This is a genomic window from Burkholderia sp. Z1, assembly GCF_014893795.1.
Taxonomy (GTDB): domain Bacteria; phylum Pseudomonadota; class Gammaproteobacteria; order Burkholderiales; family Burkholderiaceae; genus Burkholderia; species Burkholderia theae.
Genome location: NZ_JACFYL010000001.1, coordinates 1,147,672 through 1,162,773 on the forward strand (window position 1 = coordinate 1,147,672; position 15,102 = coordinate 1,162,773).

At 68.2% G+C, this 15,102-nt stretch carries 15 protein-coding genes; 5 read left to right on the top strand and 10 right to left on the bottom strand.

Annotation, left to right across the window (positions count from 1 at the left end; all coding sequences use genetic code 11):
• Window positions 1-134: 134 nt before the first annotated feature.
• Window positions 135-461: a hypothetical protein gene (locus H3H55_RS05315; RefSeq protein WP_193097893.1), complete on the bottom strand. Its 327-nt coding sequence runs from the start codon at window positions 459-461 to the stop codon at window positions 135-137.
• A 505-nt stretch (window positions 462-966) separates the two neighbouring features.
• On the opposite strand from H3H55_RS05315, the gene H3H55_RS05320 reads away from it, so the two are divergent.
• Window positions 967-2,364, top strand: coding sequence for a sigma-54 dependent transcriptional regulator (locus H3H55_RS05320; protein WP_129514034.1), 1,398 nt, complete (start codon window positions 967-969; stop codon window positions 2,362-2,364).
• A gap of 41 nt (window positions 2,365-2,405) precedes the next feature.
• Window positions 2,406-3,377 carry a thymidylate synthase gene (locus H3H55_RS05325; RefSeq protein WP_048249593.1) on the top strand — a complete coding sequence of 324 codons (972 nt, stop codon included), beginning with the start codon at window positions 2,406-2,408 and terminating at the stop codon, window positions 3,375-3,377.
• A 100-nt stretch (window positions 3,378-3,477) separates the two neighbouring features.
• On the opposite strand, the gene H3H55_RS05330 is transcribed toward H3H55_RS05325, so the two are convergent.
• Together H3H55_RS05330 and H3H55_RS05335 are read right to left on the bottom strand one after the other, a co-directional pair.
• A complete protein-coding gene (locus H3H55_RS05330; RefSeq protein WP_193097894.1) occupies window positions 3,478-6,000 on the bottom strand; it encodes a DUF6600 domain-containing protein in 2,523 nt (840 codons plus the stop codon).
• Between the two features lie 162 nt (window positions 6,001-6,162).
• Window positions 6,163-6,870, bottom strand: a complete 708-nt coding sequence (locus H3H55_RS05335) for an ArsR/SmtB family transcription factor (RefSeq protein ID WP_129514036.1) — start codon at window positions 6,868-6,870, stop codon at window positions 6,163-6,165.
• Between the two features lie 202 nt (window positions 6,871-7,072).
• On the opposite strand from H3H55_RS05335, the gene H3H55_RS05340 reads away from it, so the two are divergent.
• The gene (locus H3H55_RS05340; protein WP_164991999.1) at window positions 7,073-7,213 is read left to right on the top strand and encodes a hypothetical protein; all 141 of its coding nucleotides are present in this window, start codon (window positions 7,073-7,075) and stop codon (window positions 7,211-7,213) included.
• A gap of 130 nt (window positions 7,214-7,343) precedes the next feature.
• Window positions 7,344-7,856 carry an acyl-CoA thioesterase gene (locus H3H55_RS05345; RefSeq protein ID WP_193097895.1) on the top strand — a complete coding sequence of 171 codons (513 nt, stop codon included), beginning with the start codon at window positions 7,344-7,346 and terminating at the stop codon, window positions 7,854-7,856.
• A 46-nt stretch (window positions 7,857-7,902) separates the two neighbouring features.
• On the opposite strand, the gene fumC is transcribed toward H3H55_RS05345, so the two are convergent.
• From fumC to H3H55_RS05360, 3 genes are all read right to left on the bottom strand, one after another.
• Complete coding sequence (gene fumC, locus H3H55_RS05350) at window positions 7,903-9,297, bottom strand: class II fumarate hydratase (RefSeq protein ID WP_129514038.1); 1,395 nt, start codon at window positions 9,295-9,297, stop codon at window positions 7,903-7,905.
• 145 nt (window positions 9,298-9,442) lie between these two features.
• The gene (norM, locus tag H3H55_RS05355) at window positions 9,443-10,831 is read right to left on the bottom strand and encodes a multidrug efflux MATE transporter NorM (protein ID WP_129514039.1); all 1,389 of its coding nucleotides are present in this window, start codon (window positions 10,829-10,831) and stop codon (window positions 9,443-9,445) included.
• A gap of 171 nt (window positions 10,832-11,002) precedes the next feature.
• Window positions 11,003-11,221 (bottom strand): RNA-binding S4 domain-containing protein, encoded by a 219-nt coding sequence (locus tag H3H55_RS05360; RefSeq protein WP_048249584.1) that lies wholly within the window; start codon window positions 11,219-11,221, stop codon window positions 11,003-11,005.
• Window positions 11,222-11,491: 270 nt separating this feature from the next.
• Here H3H55_RS05360 and H3H55_RS05365 point away from each other — a divergent pair, with 270 nt between their 5' ends.
• Window positions 11,492-11,893 (top strand): hypothetical protein, encoded by a 402-nt coding sequence (locus H3H55_RS05365; protein WP_193097896.1) that lies wholly within the window; start codon window positions 11,492-11,494, stop codon window positions 11,891-11,893.
• 116 nt (window positions 11,894-12,009) lie between these two features.
• Here the strand turns inward: H3H55_RS05365 and H3H55_RS05370 are convergent, their stop codons facing one another.
• The 4 genes from H3H55_RS05370 to H3H55_RS05385 all read right to left on the bottom strand — a co-directional run bounded on the left by H3H55_RS05370 (window position 12,010) and on the right by H3H55_RS05385 (window position 15,072).
• Window positions 12,010-12,792: a DUF4088 family protein gene (locus tag H3H55_RS05370; protein WP_193097897.1), complete on the bottom strand. Its 783-nt coding sequence runs from the start codon at window positions 12,790-12,792 to the stop codon at window positions 12,010-12,012.
• A 161-nt stretch (window positions 12,793-12,953) separates the two neighbouring features.
• Window positions 12,954-13,292 carry an AzlD domain-containing protein gene (locus H3H55_RS05375; protein WP_048249580.1) on the bottom strand — a complete coding sequence of 113 codons (339 nt, stop codon included), beginning with the start codon at window positions 13,290-13,292 and terminating at the stop codon, window positions 12,954-12,956.
• Window positions 13,289-14,056 (bottom strand): AzlC family ABC transporter permease, encoded by a 768-nt coding sequence (locus H3H55_RS05380; protein ID WP_193097898.1) that lies wholly within the window; start codon window positions 14,054-14,056, stop codon window positions 13,289-13,291. Before H3H55_RS05380 ends, H3H55_RS05375 begins: the two co-directional genes overlap by 4 nt.
• A gap of 116 nt (window positions 14,057-14,172) precedes the next feature.
• Window positions 14,173-15,072 carry an AraC family transcriptional regulator gene (locus H3H55_RS05385; RefSeq protein ID WP_193097899.1) on the bottom strand — a complete coding sequence of 300 codons (900 nt, stop codon included), beginning with the start codon at window positions 15,070-15,072 and terminating at the stop codon, window positions 14,173-14,175.
• Window positions 15,073-15,102: the final 30 nt, after the last annotated feature.

Sequence of the window (15,102 nt, forward strand, 5' to 3'; positions counted from 1 at the left end):
ATAAAAAAAGTGCCCGCCGGGGGACGGAGCACAAAACCGTTTCGTGTTGCGGGATCGGCGATGCCGATTCGGATCGATGCTTCCGGCCTGTTCAAATCAATACGGAATCCTTATCGAATGGATCGGCGCATGCATCACTGACGCGTACTGCCTTGCGCGTTGTGTTCCATCGCGTGCTGCACGTCGCCTGGTTGCGGAACCGGGAGCGGCATCGGCAGCTGGGGCGGCGGCGGGATCTCGTCCCACAGCGTCACCGAGGTCTTGCCGGTCGACTGCGATTGCGGTGCCGACACGGTCACGATGCCGAACCCGTTGCCGTGCTGCATGCTTGGTGCATTTTCGGCCAGCAGCATCGCGCGATCCGGCGTCACGCTTTCGTCTGCGTACGCCGACGCGAGCGGGTTCGCGGCCACGAGCGCAATTGCCATCGATACGAAAGAAAGTAAAGGATGTTTGCGCATGGTTGCGGTCTCCGGTGTATTCCGTATTCAGCGAAATACATGCCATCGCGCCGGGACCGTTGTCGCAACTGCGATTCGTGCGCAAGCGTTGAGAATTGTGGCTGAAAACGCCTGAAAATGTTTCAGACGTGAAACGAGGGGGCTCCGGAATACTGCGGATTCAATCGATACGCTTCAAGGATGAAAATCTGCACATGTGTTGATGAAAGAACGCTTCGCTGCACAAGTGCTATGTGCAGATGATTGACATGCATCGACCTCCTGAGCGATTCGGCCGTATCGCCCATGGCGCTGAAATCGGTTTGTCGTATTCAGTGCCTATAACTAAGCTGTCGTGACCAAAATAACTGGACGCGAGATAAGCGCCATCATGCGAGGCTTTGCATTGCCGCGCATCGGCATGGCGAATCGATATGCCTTCGGCTGACCCGATTCGATCCTTTTCGCACGTGACCTTCCTGGCGTGCGCGGCAATCGTTAGACGGTTGATGAACGGGGTGAGGATATGGGAGCCGATCAGCGGCACGTGATCTACTATTCGCGCGAACCGAACGACGCATTGCGCGGCCATTTCGACGAATGCGGCTGGCGTGTCGATCTCGCGGAGACCGTGCGCGACGTACGACGCGTCGTGCAGCACGGTGTTGCAACGGCCGGCCTGCTCGATTTTTCGCCGGGCTTCAAGCCCTCCGACCTGCGCGAACTCGAATCCTGTCTGACCATTCAGCACATCGGCTGGATCGCGGCGACGCGGCGTGGCCAATTGCAGGATGCGACGCTGCGCCATCTCATTCGCGACTATTGCTTCGACTACGTGACGATGCCGTACGAGACGTCGCGGATCGTCGAGACCGTCGGTCATGCGCACGGCATGGTCGCGCTGACCGATTCCGTTGCGCCGCCCGTCGGCGCAGGACGTAGCGAAGGCGAGATGGTCGGCACCTGCGATGCGATGCTCGGGCTCTTCAGGACGATTCGCCGCGTCGCGGCGACCGATGCACCCGTGTTCATCTCCGGCGAATCGGGCACCGGCAAGGAGTTGACTGCGGTCGCGATTCACGAACGTTCATCGCGTGCACAGGCGCCGTTCATCGCGATCAATTGCGGAGCGATCCCGTCGACGCTGCTGCAGGCCGAGTTGTTCGGCTATGAGCGCGGTGCGTTCACCGGCGCGAACCAGCGCAAGATCGGCCGCGTCGAGGCCGCCAACAGCGGCACGCTGTTTCTCGACGAGATCGGCGACCTGCCGCTCGAAAGCCAGGCAAGCCTGCTGCGGTTCCTGCAGGAAGGCAAGATCGAGCGGCTCGGTGCGCATGTGTCGGTGCCCGTCGATGTGCGCGTGATCTGCGCGACGCACGTGGACATGGAAGCGGCGTTGCGCGAAGGGCGGTTCCGCGAGGACCTGTACCACCGCCTGTGCGTGCTGAAGATCGAGGAGCCGCCGCTGCGTGCGCGCGGCAAGGACATCGAGGTGCTCGCGCGTCACATGCTCGAGCGCTTCAAGGGCGATGCGCATCGCCGCCTGCGCGGTTTTTCCCCCGACGCGGTGGCCGCGCTGTACGGCTATTCGTGGCCGGGCAACGTGCGCGAGTTGATCAACCGTGTGCGCCGCGCGATCGTGATGTCGGAGGGCAGGATGATCACCGCGGCCGATCTCGAGCTGAACGATTACGCGACGCTCGCGCCCGTGTCGCTGCTGGAGGCGCGGGAGGCGGCCGAGCGGCAGGTGATCGAGCAGGCGCTGCTGCGCCATCGCGGCCGTTTCGCGGATGCCGCACGCGAACTCGGCGTGTCGCGCGTCACGCTCTACCGGCTGATGTGCGCGCATGGAATGCGCGATCGCGGCGATACGCTGGCAGGGTTTTCGGCGCCGTTGCCGGAGCTTCCGCATCACGCTTGCTAAAATTGGCGGGTACGGCCGCCCTCGCGGCCGAAGGAACCCGCATGAAACAGTACCTCGACCTCGTTCGTACCATTCTCGATACTGGCACCTGGCAGGAGAACCGCACGGGGATCCGCACCATCAGCATGCCGGGCGCGATGCTGCGCTTCGACCTGCAGCAAGGCTTCCCGGCCGTGACGACCAAGAAGCTCGCGTTCAAGTCCGCGATCGGCGAGTTGGTCGGTTTCCTGCGCGCATCGCGCAGCGCGGCCGAGTTTCGTGCGCTCGGCTGCAAGGTATGGGACGCGAACGCGAACGCGAACGCGCAGTGGCTTGCGAACCCGTATCGCCAGGGCGTCGACGATCTCGGCGACGTGTACGGCGTGCAATGGCGCCAGTGGCCGGGCTACAAGGTGCTCGACGCGGGCGCCGACGCGCAGATCGCCGATGCGACGCGCCGCGGCTTCCGGATCGTCACGCGTTTCGACGAAGACGGCGCGCCGAAGGTGCTGCTGTACAAGGCGATCGACCAGTTGCGCCAGTGCCTGGACACGATCATGGAGAACCCGGCCGACCGCCGGATCCTGTTTCACGCATGGAATCCGGCCGTGCTCGATCAGATCGCGCTGCCCGCATGCCATCTGCTGTACCAGTTCCTGCCGAACGCCACGAAGCGCGAGATTTCGCTGTGCCTGTACATCCGCAGCAACGACGTCGGACTCGGCACGCCGTTCAACCTGACGGAAGGGGCGGCATTGCTGTCGCTCGTCGGCCGGCTGACGGGCTACACGCCGCGCTGGTTCACGTATTTCATCGGCGACGCGCATATCTACGAGAACCAGCTCGACATGCTGCAGCAGCAGCTCACGCGCGAGCCGTACGAAAGCCCGCGGCTCGAGATCGCCGAGCGCGTGCCCGAATACGCGAAGACGGGCGTCTATGCACCCGAGTGGCTGGAGCAGATCGAACCGTCCGATTTTTCGCTCGTCGGCTACCGTCACCATGAGCCGCTGACCGCGCCGATGGCGGTCTGATCGCCCGGCTCGGGCGTGCGATTTCATCGATTCGTGCCCACAGAAACAAGGCCCGACCGGCTGATGCCGGTCGGGCCTTTTTGTTTCATGTTTGCGGCACTTACTGGCGGTGCCGCTCTTCATGACCGGCTTGCGGCGGCGGGTTGTTCTGGCGCGGTGCCTCGACGTGCGGCGCCGGTTGCGGCCGCGGTTCCACGTGCGGCGCGGGCATCGCCGGCCGCGGCTCCATGCGCGGCGCCTGCGGCTGCGGGCGCGGCATTTCATGCACGGCGGGGGCCGGTGGACGGTACTCGTTCACGCGCGGCGGCGCGACATCGCGGTGCGGCGCGGGCTGCGCGAAGTCGGGGCGCGGTCGCGGTGCCGGGGCGGCCCGTTCCGGTTGCGGCTGTGCATGCTGGGCCGGCGTCGGGATGTCGGGGCGCGGGCGCGGCTGCGGAATCTGCGCCGTATTGTCGAACCGCGGTTGCGGCAGCGCGCGCGGCGCTTCGTTCCGGCCGCCGGGCTGCGCGCCCTGCGGGGCCGGCACACCTTCCTGACGCGGGACCGCCGTGCTGCGCACCGGCGGCAGCGCATTCTGGCCTGCCGCATGCAGCGCGGTCGGCGGGGCGGGGCGCTGGCGGTCCATCGGCGCGTGCGGCTGCATCCACGCGGGCGACGGGGCCTCGGCCGCGTGCGCGTTGCCGATGCCCGGCAGCGCGTTGCCGGCCACCGGCGGATGCGGGACGCCGTTGCCGGGCCCGAATGCCTGATGCGGCACCGGCGTGCCGGGAGCCTGCGGCATACCGCCGTTCGCGAAGCGCGGTGCATTGGGGTTTTCGCCGCCGTTCGCCGGCCGCTCGGCATTCGGCGCGCCCGGCACCGGCGTGCCCGGCCGTGCGGCCTGTACGGCGGGCGGCTGGCCTTCGCGCGGCGCACGTGCCGGCTGCACGACAGGGCCGTGCGGATTCACGAGCTGCACGTTGTGCATCGCCCATGCGCCGCCGTTCGGGTTGCCCGGAACGTGGACCGGGCGAGCCGCATAATCCGCCGGCACGTTCGTCTTCACGACGGGAGCGCCGGCACCCGGCACGCGCCCGCCTTGCTGCGCGAGGTGAGCGGCGGCCTGGTCGCGATACGCGGCCGGCACGGCGGGATTGCGCGTCGCGACGTACGGATGCTGTGCGATCGCCGCCGGCGGGCGGTAGCTGGCATTGCGCAGCCCGCCGGTAAAGCTCTGGCGCACCGGCGCAATGCCGGGCGTACCCGACATCACGTGCGCATTGCGCCATTGTTGCGGATCGACGTGCTGCGAGAAGTGCGCGACAGGCTGGCCGTGCACGAACGCGGAGGCCGGCACGGCCGTGATGGCGTGCGGCGCGCGGAAGTTCACGTACGTCTTGTTGATGTTGGTGATATTGGTGATGTTCGTCACGTTCACGGTCTTGTTCACGTTGACGTTGTTCACCACGATGTTGCGGTTCACGCGGTCGTAGTAGTGCGGGCTCCAGCCGCCCCAGCCCGGGTGCCACGCTTCGCCGGGGCCGAGCGCGAACCATGCGCAGCCGGCCGCGGCGACGCCGCCGACCGTGAGCGCGACGCTCCAGTCGGGACCGCCGCCACCGCCACCGCCCACGAACGCGACGAGCGCCGGCGCATAGACTGGCGGCTGGCTGACGACCATTGGGCCCGGCACCCATGCCCAGCTGTCGTCCACGTATGCCCAGCGGCCGTAGTGATACGGCGCGAAGCCCCACGGGGCGTCGTCGACCCACGTCCAGCCCCACGGCGCCTGCCAGATCCAGTGGCCATCGTGATACGGCGCCCAGTCGGCCGGCGTATCGTTCGGCACCCATACCGAGCCGTAATTCGGGGTTTCGCGCCACGTGCCGTTCGCGTCGAGATCCTGGTAGCCGGGAATGTCGCGGGACACGTAGCGGGCCGACACCGAGCGTTCCTCGGCCGCGTCGCGGCTGGCGGCCCACTGGTCGAGCGCATCGGGGCCGGGGGCGGCCGATTGCTGCGCGACCTGCAGGTCGGTGCCCGTGAACACGACCTGCTGACCGGGCGACAGCGGGTACTGGCCGTTGCTGCCGTAGACGGTCGCGCTGCCGCTGCGCACCGTGACTGTCGTGCTCGTGCCGTTCGGCGCGACGTCGACGCGATAGTCGCCGGGGCCCGTGATGCCGAGCGCGAGGTTCGGTGTGTCGATTTCGTACGACCCGCCTGCCGGCAATTCGCGCACGTGCGTCGATACGGTGCCGAGGCCCACTTTCAGCTGCGTCGTTGTGTCGTCGAGGTTCAGCACCGACAGGCTCGTCGAATCGCCGAGCCGCACCGCGGTCGAGCCGATGTGCAGTTCCGAGCGCGCGCCGGCATCGTTCCAGAGCTGGTCGCCGGTTGTCAGCGGCCGGTTCACGGCGGCATACGACCAGGTATCGGTGCCGGCCGGTTCGGTCGTCACGGCGCCCGACAGGTAATTGAGCCGCGCGACGCGGCTGGGCGGGTCGCCGCCCGGTTGCCGGGCCGCGGCCGCATACGGCGGGGCATCGGACGATTGCGCGAATGCGGGGGGCAGTGCCGCAAGCGCGACGAACGCGAGCAGCGTGTAGCGGGCGGTTCGCTTGAGCGTGAACAGGGTGGCCATGATGAGCGTCTTCGTCGTTATCGCGGCGCGTCGATTCGTGCCGTTGAGTTCACAATATCCGCTCGGCCTGTTTCAATGCTCGGTGTTTTGTAAGCCGGATGGCACGCGATGTAACAAAACCTGTCCATCGCGCGCCGTTGTCGTGCAGCCGCAATGCCGGCGTCAAGCTGACGTAAGCCACCCGTCGAAAACCTGCTGTCCGGGCACGGTTACGCGCAGCACGCGCGGCCGTGCGGAGCGCTCGATCCAGCCGTGCGCGCAGAAGCTCTCGAGCAGCGCCGCGCCGAGCGCGCCGCCGAGATGCGAGCGCCGCTCGCTCCAGTCGAGACAGCCGCACGCGAAGCGGCGCCGGCGCGTGCGCTGCTGCGCGACGTCGATACCCCATTGCGCGAGCGCCTGGGTGCCGAGTTCGGTGGTCTCGATTTCATTGCCGTCGGCGAGCAGCCAGCCGCGCGCGGTGAGCCCGTCGAAGATGCGCACCGCGAGCTCGCCGGCCATGTGGTCGTAGCAGGTGCGCGCATAGCGCAGTTCGGCCGGCACCGTGCGCGACGGCGGCGGAACCGGGCGGTGCGGCGCGGCCGCGCGGGCAACGTTCGCGAGCGCTTCGAGCGACGCCGCGATGTCGGCCGATGCGATGCGGTAGTAGCGGTGCCGGCCGCGCACGTCGAGCGCGAGCAGGCCGCCTTCGGTCAGCCGCGCGAGGTGGGCGCTTGCGGCGGACGGCGACAGCCCCGCGATCATCGTCAGTTCGCCGGCCGGTCGTGCGCTGCCGTCCATCAGCACCCACAGCATCGCGGCGCGCCCGGGGTCGGCGATCAGTGCGCCGATGCGGCTCAGGCCCGGAAAATGGTGGTCGTCATGATCGGTCATCGTCGTGTCTCGTCAGGCGGGATGAGTGGCAGTGTAGTGGGTGCGGGCATTCGATGTTTCGGATCTGGATGAAATGTCGGATGCAGCGGCACCGGCGCGGGCACCGTTCATGCGGCGGACCGGAACTGCGACCCGTTGCGGGGCGCGCGTAGAATGGCCTGACGCGGCGGCAGCGGGCCGCCGCACGTGACACGATGCAACGATGAAGACGATTTTCTGTTTGTTGGCGGCCGCGCTCGTGTGTGCGGCCTGTGCGCAGGGCGGCGCGGGTGCGTCGGGCGAGCGGGGCGGCAGCATCGAGATGTACGGGACGATCGACCAGGGCATCACGGTGCGCCGCTGACGGGTGCCAGCCGGGTGCGTTGCGGGTGCGGTTGCCGCAGCCGCGCCACACGGGGCGTACCGCGACGCGTTGCCGCAGCGCAACGTATAATGGCCCGATTACAGCGCCCCTGCCGCCTGGAGCCAACAAGATGTCCCAACCGTCCCCCGTACCGGCCGCCCTCGACCGCACCGAAACCGTATTCCGCTTCCTCGCCGAGCCGTCGTCCGTAAACTTCGGCGGCAAGGTGCATGGCGGCGCGCTGATGAAGTGGATCGACGAGGTCGCATATGCGTGCGCGGCCGTCTGGTCGAGTCGTTATTGCGTGACGGTCAGCGTCGGCAACATCCGCTTCCAGCGTCCGATCCTGGTCGGCAATCTTGTCGAGCTGAAGGCGCGCGTCGTCGCGACGGGCCGCACCAGCATGCACATCCATGTGTCCGTGCACGCCGGCGATCCGAAGGGCGGCGTGTTGCGCCAGACGACCGACTGCCTCGTCGTGTTCGTCGCGGTCGACGAGAACGGCAACCCGGTGCCGGTGCCGCCGTTCGTGCCCGAGACGCCCGAGCAGAAGGTGCTCGCGAAGTACGCGGCCGACGTGCGGGCCGCGCTCGACAAGATCGTCGAGATGAAACCGGAAGAGGTCGCGAAGGGCGTGGTCTGACCGCAACGGGCGCCGCGCAGCTCGCGCCGCGCCCATTGCCCTGCCGTTACTGCGATCCGATCATCTGCTCGGGACGTACCCACGCATCGAATTCCGCCTCGGTCAGGTAGCCGAGCGCGAGCGCGGCCGCCTTCAGCGTCGTGCCTTCCTTGTGCGCCTTCTTCGCAATCTGCGCGGACTTGTCGTAGCCGATGTGCGGGTTGAGCGCCGTCACGAGCATCAGCGATTCGTTCAGCAGCAGGTCGATGCGCGTGCGGTTCGGTTCGATGCCCACCGCGCAGTGGTCGTTGAAGCTCCGCGCGCCGTCGGCGAGCAGTCGCACCGACTGCAGCACGTTGTGCGCGATCATCGGCCGGAACACGTTCAATTCGAAATTGCCGCTCGCGCCGCCGACGTTGACCGCGACGTCGTTGCCGAACACCTGGCAGCACAGCATCGTCACGGCTTCCGACTGCGTCGGGTTCACCTTGCCCGGCATGATCGAGCTGCCCGGCTCGTTCTCCGGAATCGACAACTCGCCGAGACCGCAGCGCGGCCCGCTCGCGAGCCAGCGGACGTCGTTCGCGATTTTCATCAGGCCGGCCGCGACCGTCTTCAATGCGCCGTGCGCGAACACCAGCGCGTCGGCGGCCGCCATGACCTCGAACTTGCTCGGCGCCGTCACGAACGGCAGCTTCGCCAGCCGGCCGATTTCGTCGGCGACGCGCACCGCGAACTCCGGATGCGCATTCAGCCCCGTGCCGACCGCGGTGCCGCCGAGCGCGAGTTCGTACAGGTGCGGCAGTGCCGATTCGACGTGACGAATGCTCTGGTCGAGCTGCGCGACGTAACCGGAAAACTCCTGGCCGAGCGTGAGCGGCGTGGCGTCCTGCAGGTGCGTGCGGCCGATCTTCACGATGTCGGCGAACGCCTTCGACTTCGCGTCGAGCGTCGTGCGCAGCGTGCGCAGTGCCGGCAGCAGGTGGTTGACGATCGCGTACGCGGCCGCGACGTGCATCGCGGTCGGGAACACGTCGTTCGACGACTGGCCGCGGTTCACGTCGTCGTTCGGATGAACCTTGCGCGCTTCGCCGCGCTCGCCGCCCATCAGTTCGCTCGCGCGATTCGCGATCACCTCGTTGAGGTTCATGTTGGTCTGCGTGCCGGAGCCCGTCTGCCACACGGCGAGCGGGAATTCGCGCGGATGCTTGCCGGCGATGATCTCGTCTGCCGCGTCGATGATCGCGCGCGCCTTGTCGTCGGCCAGCACGCCGAGCGACTGGTTCACGGCTGCCGCGGCGCGCTTGACGATCGCCAGCGCGTGGATCAGCTCGGGCGACTGCTTCTCCGTCGAGATCCGGAAATTCTGCAGCGAGCGCTCGGTTTGCGCGCCCCAAAGTCGGTCGGCCGGCACGGCGATTTCGCCGAACGTGTCGCGTTCCATCCGAACTGCTTCGTTCATGATGCACTCCTCCTGGAAAGGGGAAAGGCCGCGCGTCGTCGCGCGGCATCAGACGTATCGTGAGGCAGTCGCGCCGCTCGCGCGGCGTCTCGAGGTGTTCAGCCGACAAGCATAGCGCCGGCCGCGATTTCGCGTCGTGTCGCGCTCAGCGCGGCGACGTCGCAAGTGACGCGCTCTTCAGATGAAAGCGCCACGCCATCAGCACGGCCACGCTGGCAAGGCCGGCCGCGAGCCCCCACCAGAGGCCCCGGGCACCGAGGCCCACGTGGAACGCGAACCAGTAGCCGGTCGGAAAACCGATGCCCCAGTAGCCGAGGGTCGCCGCGAGCATCGGGATGCGCGTGTCCTTCAGGCCGCGCAACGCGCCCGACGCGACGGTCTGCGCGCCGTCGACGATCTGGAACACCGCGGCGATGCCGAGCAGCGACGCGGCGAGCGACACGGTGGCCGCGTTCGACGGATCGTCGAGGTTCAGGTACAGGCCGACGATCGCATGCGGCGCGACGATCAGCACGATGCCCGACAGCGTCATGAACGCGACACCGAGGCCGAGTGCGACGAAGCCCGCATGCCGCGCGGCGACGGGCGCCCCGGCGCCGACCCAGTAGCCGACCCGCACGTTGGCGGCCTGGCCGATCGCGAGCGGTACCATGAACGCCACCGACGCGACGTTCAGCGCGATCTGGTGCGCGGCCAGCGACGTCGCACCGAGCACGCCGATGGTCAGGCCGGTTGCGAGGAACAGCGTCGACTCGACCCCGTACGTGATCGCCACCGGCCAGCCGATGCCGATCAGTTCGCCCATCATGGGCAGTTTCGGGCGCGCGGCGGTGACGAAATGACGGAAGCGTTGCCGGCCGTGCAGCAGCCAGATCAGTGCGAGCGCGGTGAGCCAGATCGTGATCGTCGTCGCGACCGCGGAACCGAGGAAGCCGAGGCGCGGCAGCCCGAACGCGCCGTGGATCAGCCCGTAGTTCAGCACGGCATTGACGCCGACGCCGCCGATCGACACCCACAGCAGCCGCTTGGCGGCGCCGATCGCCGGCAGGAACGCGCGCATCAGCCCGACGCCGATCAGGCTGCCGAGTGCCGCGTAGCGCAGGATGCCCGTGTATTCGCCGACGTGATGCGCGAGCAGCGGCGGCTCGTGGAACATCAGCAGGATCGGTTCGGACAGCGACAGCGCGACGATCGCGGGAATCGCGAGCAGCACGGACAGCGCGAAGCCCGTCCAGTAGATGTGCGGCACGCGGTGCTCGGCCTGCGCGCCGCGCGCGTGCGCGACGCTCACGCTGACCGACGACAGCACGCCCTGCAGGATGGTGACGATGACGAAGAAGAAGTTCGCGCCGAGCCCGCCCGCCGCGAGCGAATCGGGGCCGAGCGAACCGAGCAGCACCGTGTCGGTGACGCTCATCGCCATCTGCGAGAGTTGCGCGATCGCGAGGGGTGCGGCGAGGCGCGCGGTATCGGCGGCGTGACTGGATAGCGACGGCGGCGCGGCGGCCGTCCGCGTAAAAGCGGAATGCGACATGGAATGGGCGCTCGCGCGGGAGCGGGCCCGCGCTGTATGTATTTATTTTGAGAGACGGTTAGCTTACGGCTTTATTCGTACCGTGTCGAACGCGCGCGCCGATGGCCATGTCTCGGACAGGGGGAACCCCAGGGCCGGTTCCCGCTGGTCCGTTATTCGGGCGAGCAGGCCCTACGCTTCGCGCACCGCGATGCGCGTGTCGCCCAGCAACACGACCTGGCCCGCGCGGATCTTGCAGGTCTTGCGCAGCTCGACCGCGCCGTCGACTTTCACCGCGCCGGACGCGACGATCAACTTCGCGGTGCCGCCGCTGTCCGCGAGGCCGGTGATCTTGAGAAGGTTGTGCAGCTCGACGTAGTCGCCGGTCAGCGTGAAATCCAGATTGGGCATGACGAGGAAGGTGCGCGTTGCGCGGGAGGAATCGCCCCGCATCATACGGCACCGCGGGCCGGCGCGCGAGCGTGGGCGGCCGCGGCATGCAGTTGTTAAGGACTGTGAGCGATTCGTCAGCAAATGAAACGGTGGGTAACAGTCTGAGAGATTCGAGAACCGGCCGTGCGCGCCGCGGGTCTTTTGTCGTACCTGCTGCGTGTTGCGGCGGGGGACGCGACAGGCCGCATCGCTGCGGTCGACGCCCACAATTTCTTGAGGAGAATTGCCATGTCCAAGATTCGTACGATGCTGATCGGTGCCGCGTTGACGGCGTTCGCCACTTCCGCCGCGTTTGCCCAGACGGGCACGGCGGCGCAGGGTGCAGCCGGTGCCGGCATGCAGGCGCAGACGCCGGCGGCGGGTGTCGGCGCAGGCGTGCAGGGCAGTGCAGGCGCGAACGCGTCGGGCAATGCGGTGGGCGGCGCAACCGATGCAGTCGGCGCGGCAGCCGATGGCGCGAAGGATACGGCGTCGTCGGCCGTCCACTCGGCCAAGAAGCACACGAAGCATGCCGCGAAGTCGGCCAAGAGCCATGTCGGCTCGGCCAAGGCGAAGGCCGGCGAAGCGACCGAAGGCGGCGCATCGGTCGGCGCGGAGGGCGGTGCATCGACCCAGGGCGCCACGCAGTAAGCGGTGCCCGGCGCTGTCGCGACGCTCGCCCCGGGCGGCGCGACGCGACGGTGGTTATCCGGCGGCCCGGTTCGTTTCGCTCGAACCGGGCCGTTTTCATGGGTTCATGCGTGCCGTTACGGCCGGCGCTGTCCCTGGTTTTGCCCCTGTCCCTGCGCCGGCCGAGCGGCAGCCGGCGTGAATACGCTGCGCAGCCACACGGCGAGCCGCGCGAACACGTCGTACGGCTCCTCGACGAAGATCTCCGGCTTCAGCAGCCGCAGGTATTCCATGATCTGCTGCGCTTCCTGCTTCTGGAACGAGCCATGCGCGAGCCCGAGCCGCAACAGCCCGCGCAACTCGCCGAGCTTGTCGCGCGCGGTGCTGCCGACGCTCATCTCGCACGCGAGCTTCGCCTCGTAGATCCGTTGCCGCAGCGATTCCGCGAGCCGCCACGCGGGCGTCTGCATCAGTTCCTCGAGCGTCTGGATGTCCTGTGCCGCGCCCTTGATCTGCGCGGCGAGCGGGTCGATCAGCGACGGGTCGCCCTGCGCTTCGGCGACGATCGCCTTCGCCCAGTCGCGGCACGCCTTCGCGAGTTCGTCGGGGGTCCATTCGGAGCGCGACGCGAAGCCGAAGCCGAATTCGCCGGCCTGCCGCATCAGGATCGCGACGACGTCCGGAAATTCCTTGTCGAGCGTGCGCTTTGCCCACGCGTACTGGCCGCCCTGCAGCATCCGCTGCACGGCGTGCTCGGTCAGCGGCACCATGTTGTCGAGCAGTTTGGCGCGCAGGAAATCCTCGAACGACGGCGTCGCGAACTGCGGGTCGAGTTTCAGCGACACGCGAACGAACGCGTCGTAGTCCTTGCGCAGGGACTCGAGCGTGTCGTCCTTGAGGGAAAGGGTGATCTGGCCCATGAATCTTCTCGATGGCGGCCCGCGCAAGCCGACGGCCGGCACGGCGCACCGGGGCGGGCGCAGCGTCGACTGACCGGTGCGCGCCGAGGCCGGTGGCGGGTCTTCATTCCCTTTATCGGCGCGCCGGACGAAAACTTGAGTGCGCGTGACCGAGCGTTCGCTCAGGCGGGCAGCCAGTGCGGCAGCACGATCCCTTGCCAGAAAAAGAACACCGCGAGTCCCGCTGCGATCGTGACGAGCGGGCGGCGGGTCGCCGCCGACACCAGCACGGCGGCGAGCGCGCCGACGAGCTGCGGATTGCGCCAGGTCAGCTCGGCCGTGCCGCCGTGCGGCGAGACGGTCATCGGCACGATGATCGCGGTCAGCACGGTGACGGGCACGAAGCCGAGTGCGGTCCGCACGAGCGGCGGGAAGGCCAGCCGCTCGCCGAACAGGAACAGCGTCGAGCGGATCGCGTACGTGATGACGGCCATCCCGAGAATCAGCAGCGCGTAGTTCACGATGCGGCCTCCGTGCGCGAGCCGGCGCGTGCGCGTTCGTGGAGCAGCGTGAGCGCGACGCCGATCGCGACGCCGGCGGCGACCGCGCCGAGCAGCCCGAGCTTGTACGGCCAGCCCTGCCAGAAGTACGCGAGTGTGCCGGCCGTCGCGGCCGCCGCGAAATAACGCAGCGTGCCGAGCTGCGGGACGACGATCGCGATGAAGGTTGCCGCCATCGCGAAGTCGAGGCCGAGCGACTGCAGGCCCGGGAAGGCCGCGCCGAAGCCGATGCCCGCGAGCGTCCAGACCTGCCAGTTCAGGTACATCGCGAGCCCGGACCCGAAGAAATAGTGGGGGCCGATCGTGCCGGGCGCGAAGTGCCGGTAGTGTGCGTAGGCGACCGCGAACACCTCGTCGGTCATCAGCGCGCCGAGCGTCGCGCGCCAGCGCAGCGGCAGGTGCGCGACATAGGGCGCGAGCGTCGCGCTGTACAGCAGGTGGCGCAGGTTCACGATCAGCGTCGTCGCGAGTACGACGACGAAGCTCGCGCTGCCCGCGATCAGGCCGAGCGCGATGAACTGCGCGGAGCCCGCGAACACCGCGAGCGACATCAGCGCGCCGTGCCATGCGGCGAGCGGGCCGCCGCCGACGAGCGTGCCGAAAATCACGCCGAACGGCGCCGCGCCGATCATCATCGGGATCGTGTCGCGCGCACCGTCGAGCCATTCGTTCAGCGGGCGGCGAGGGGGTGACGCGGGTGTCGGGTTCGAAGAGCGCTTTTCCATGAACTGCAGGATAGCGGGCCGGTGGGGTGCCGGCTTGTATGTTCTTGCGCTAGCGGGGGCGTGGCAGCGCGGCCGGTATCGCGGCTGCCGGATGCGGGGGTGCGGGATGCCGCGTGTCAGCTTGCCTGCCAGCGCCCCGGCGGCACACCGAACATCCGTTTGAAATGCCGGGTGAAGTGACTCTGGTCGACGAAGCCGCTGGCCGCCGCGACATCGGCGACGGGCACGCCCGCGCGCAGCGGCGCCAGCGCGCGCTGCAAGCGCAACTGGTTGCGCCATGCATGCGGTGGCATGCCGGTCGTGCGGGTGAACAGGCGCGCCGCATGGAACGGCGACAGGCCGGCTGCTTGCGCGACTTCGTCGAGTGTCACGGTGCACGTGAGATCGGCGGCGAGCCGTTCGCGCATCGCGTCGACGCGCGGTTCGTCCGCGGCGAGCGGCGCCGGTCGTGGCAGCGCGTCGGCATGGCGCACGATCAGCGTCGACAGCGCGTCGAGCATCGCCATTTCGGCGGCGAGCGGATCGTAGATGCGGGGTGCGTTGGATGCCGGATCGTCGGCCGCCTGCCCGTGCGCATGCGAGGACAGGGCGCGCTCGCTGCCAGCTTCCATCATCCGGTGCGCAAGCGTGAGCCGGGCTGCGAGATCGGCGTCGCGAATCACGTCGGGGGCAAACCACGGCGCATCCTGCGGGCGGCCCGCGATCGCACTCGTGAGTGCGCGGATGAATTCGACCGGCATGTAGCTGACGCGGTAGCACCAGCCTTCGTCGGCCGCGCGCGAACCCGTATGCACTTCGCCGGGATTGATCACGGGCACGGTGCCCGTTTCGGCGACATAACCGCTGCCGCGATAGGTGAAGCGTTCCGCGCCTTCGAGAATCACGGGAATCGTGTACGCGTCGTGCCAGTGGGGCGCGAACGTGTGGTCGCGATAGGTGGCCGTGACGAGATCCGCATCCGGCAGCAGCGGCGTGCGCCAGTAGCGTGCGGCGTCGGGAAGGCGGGTGGCGGACATGATCGGGCGCGGGAGCGGTCGAACCGACAG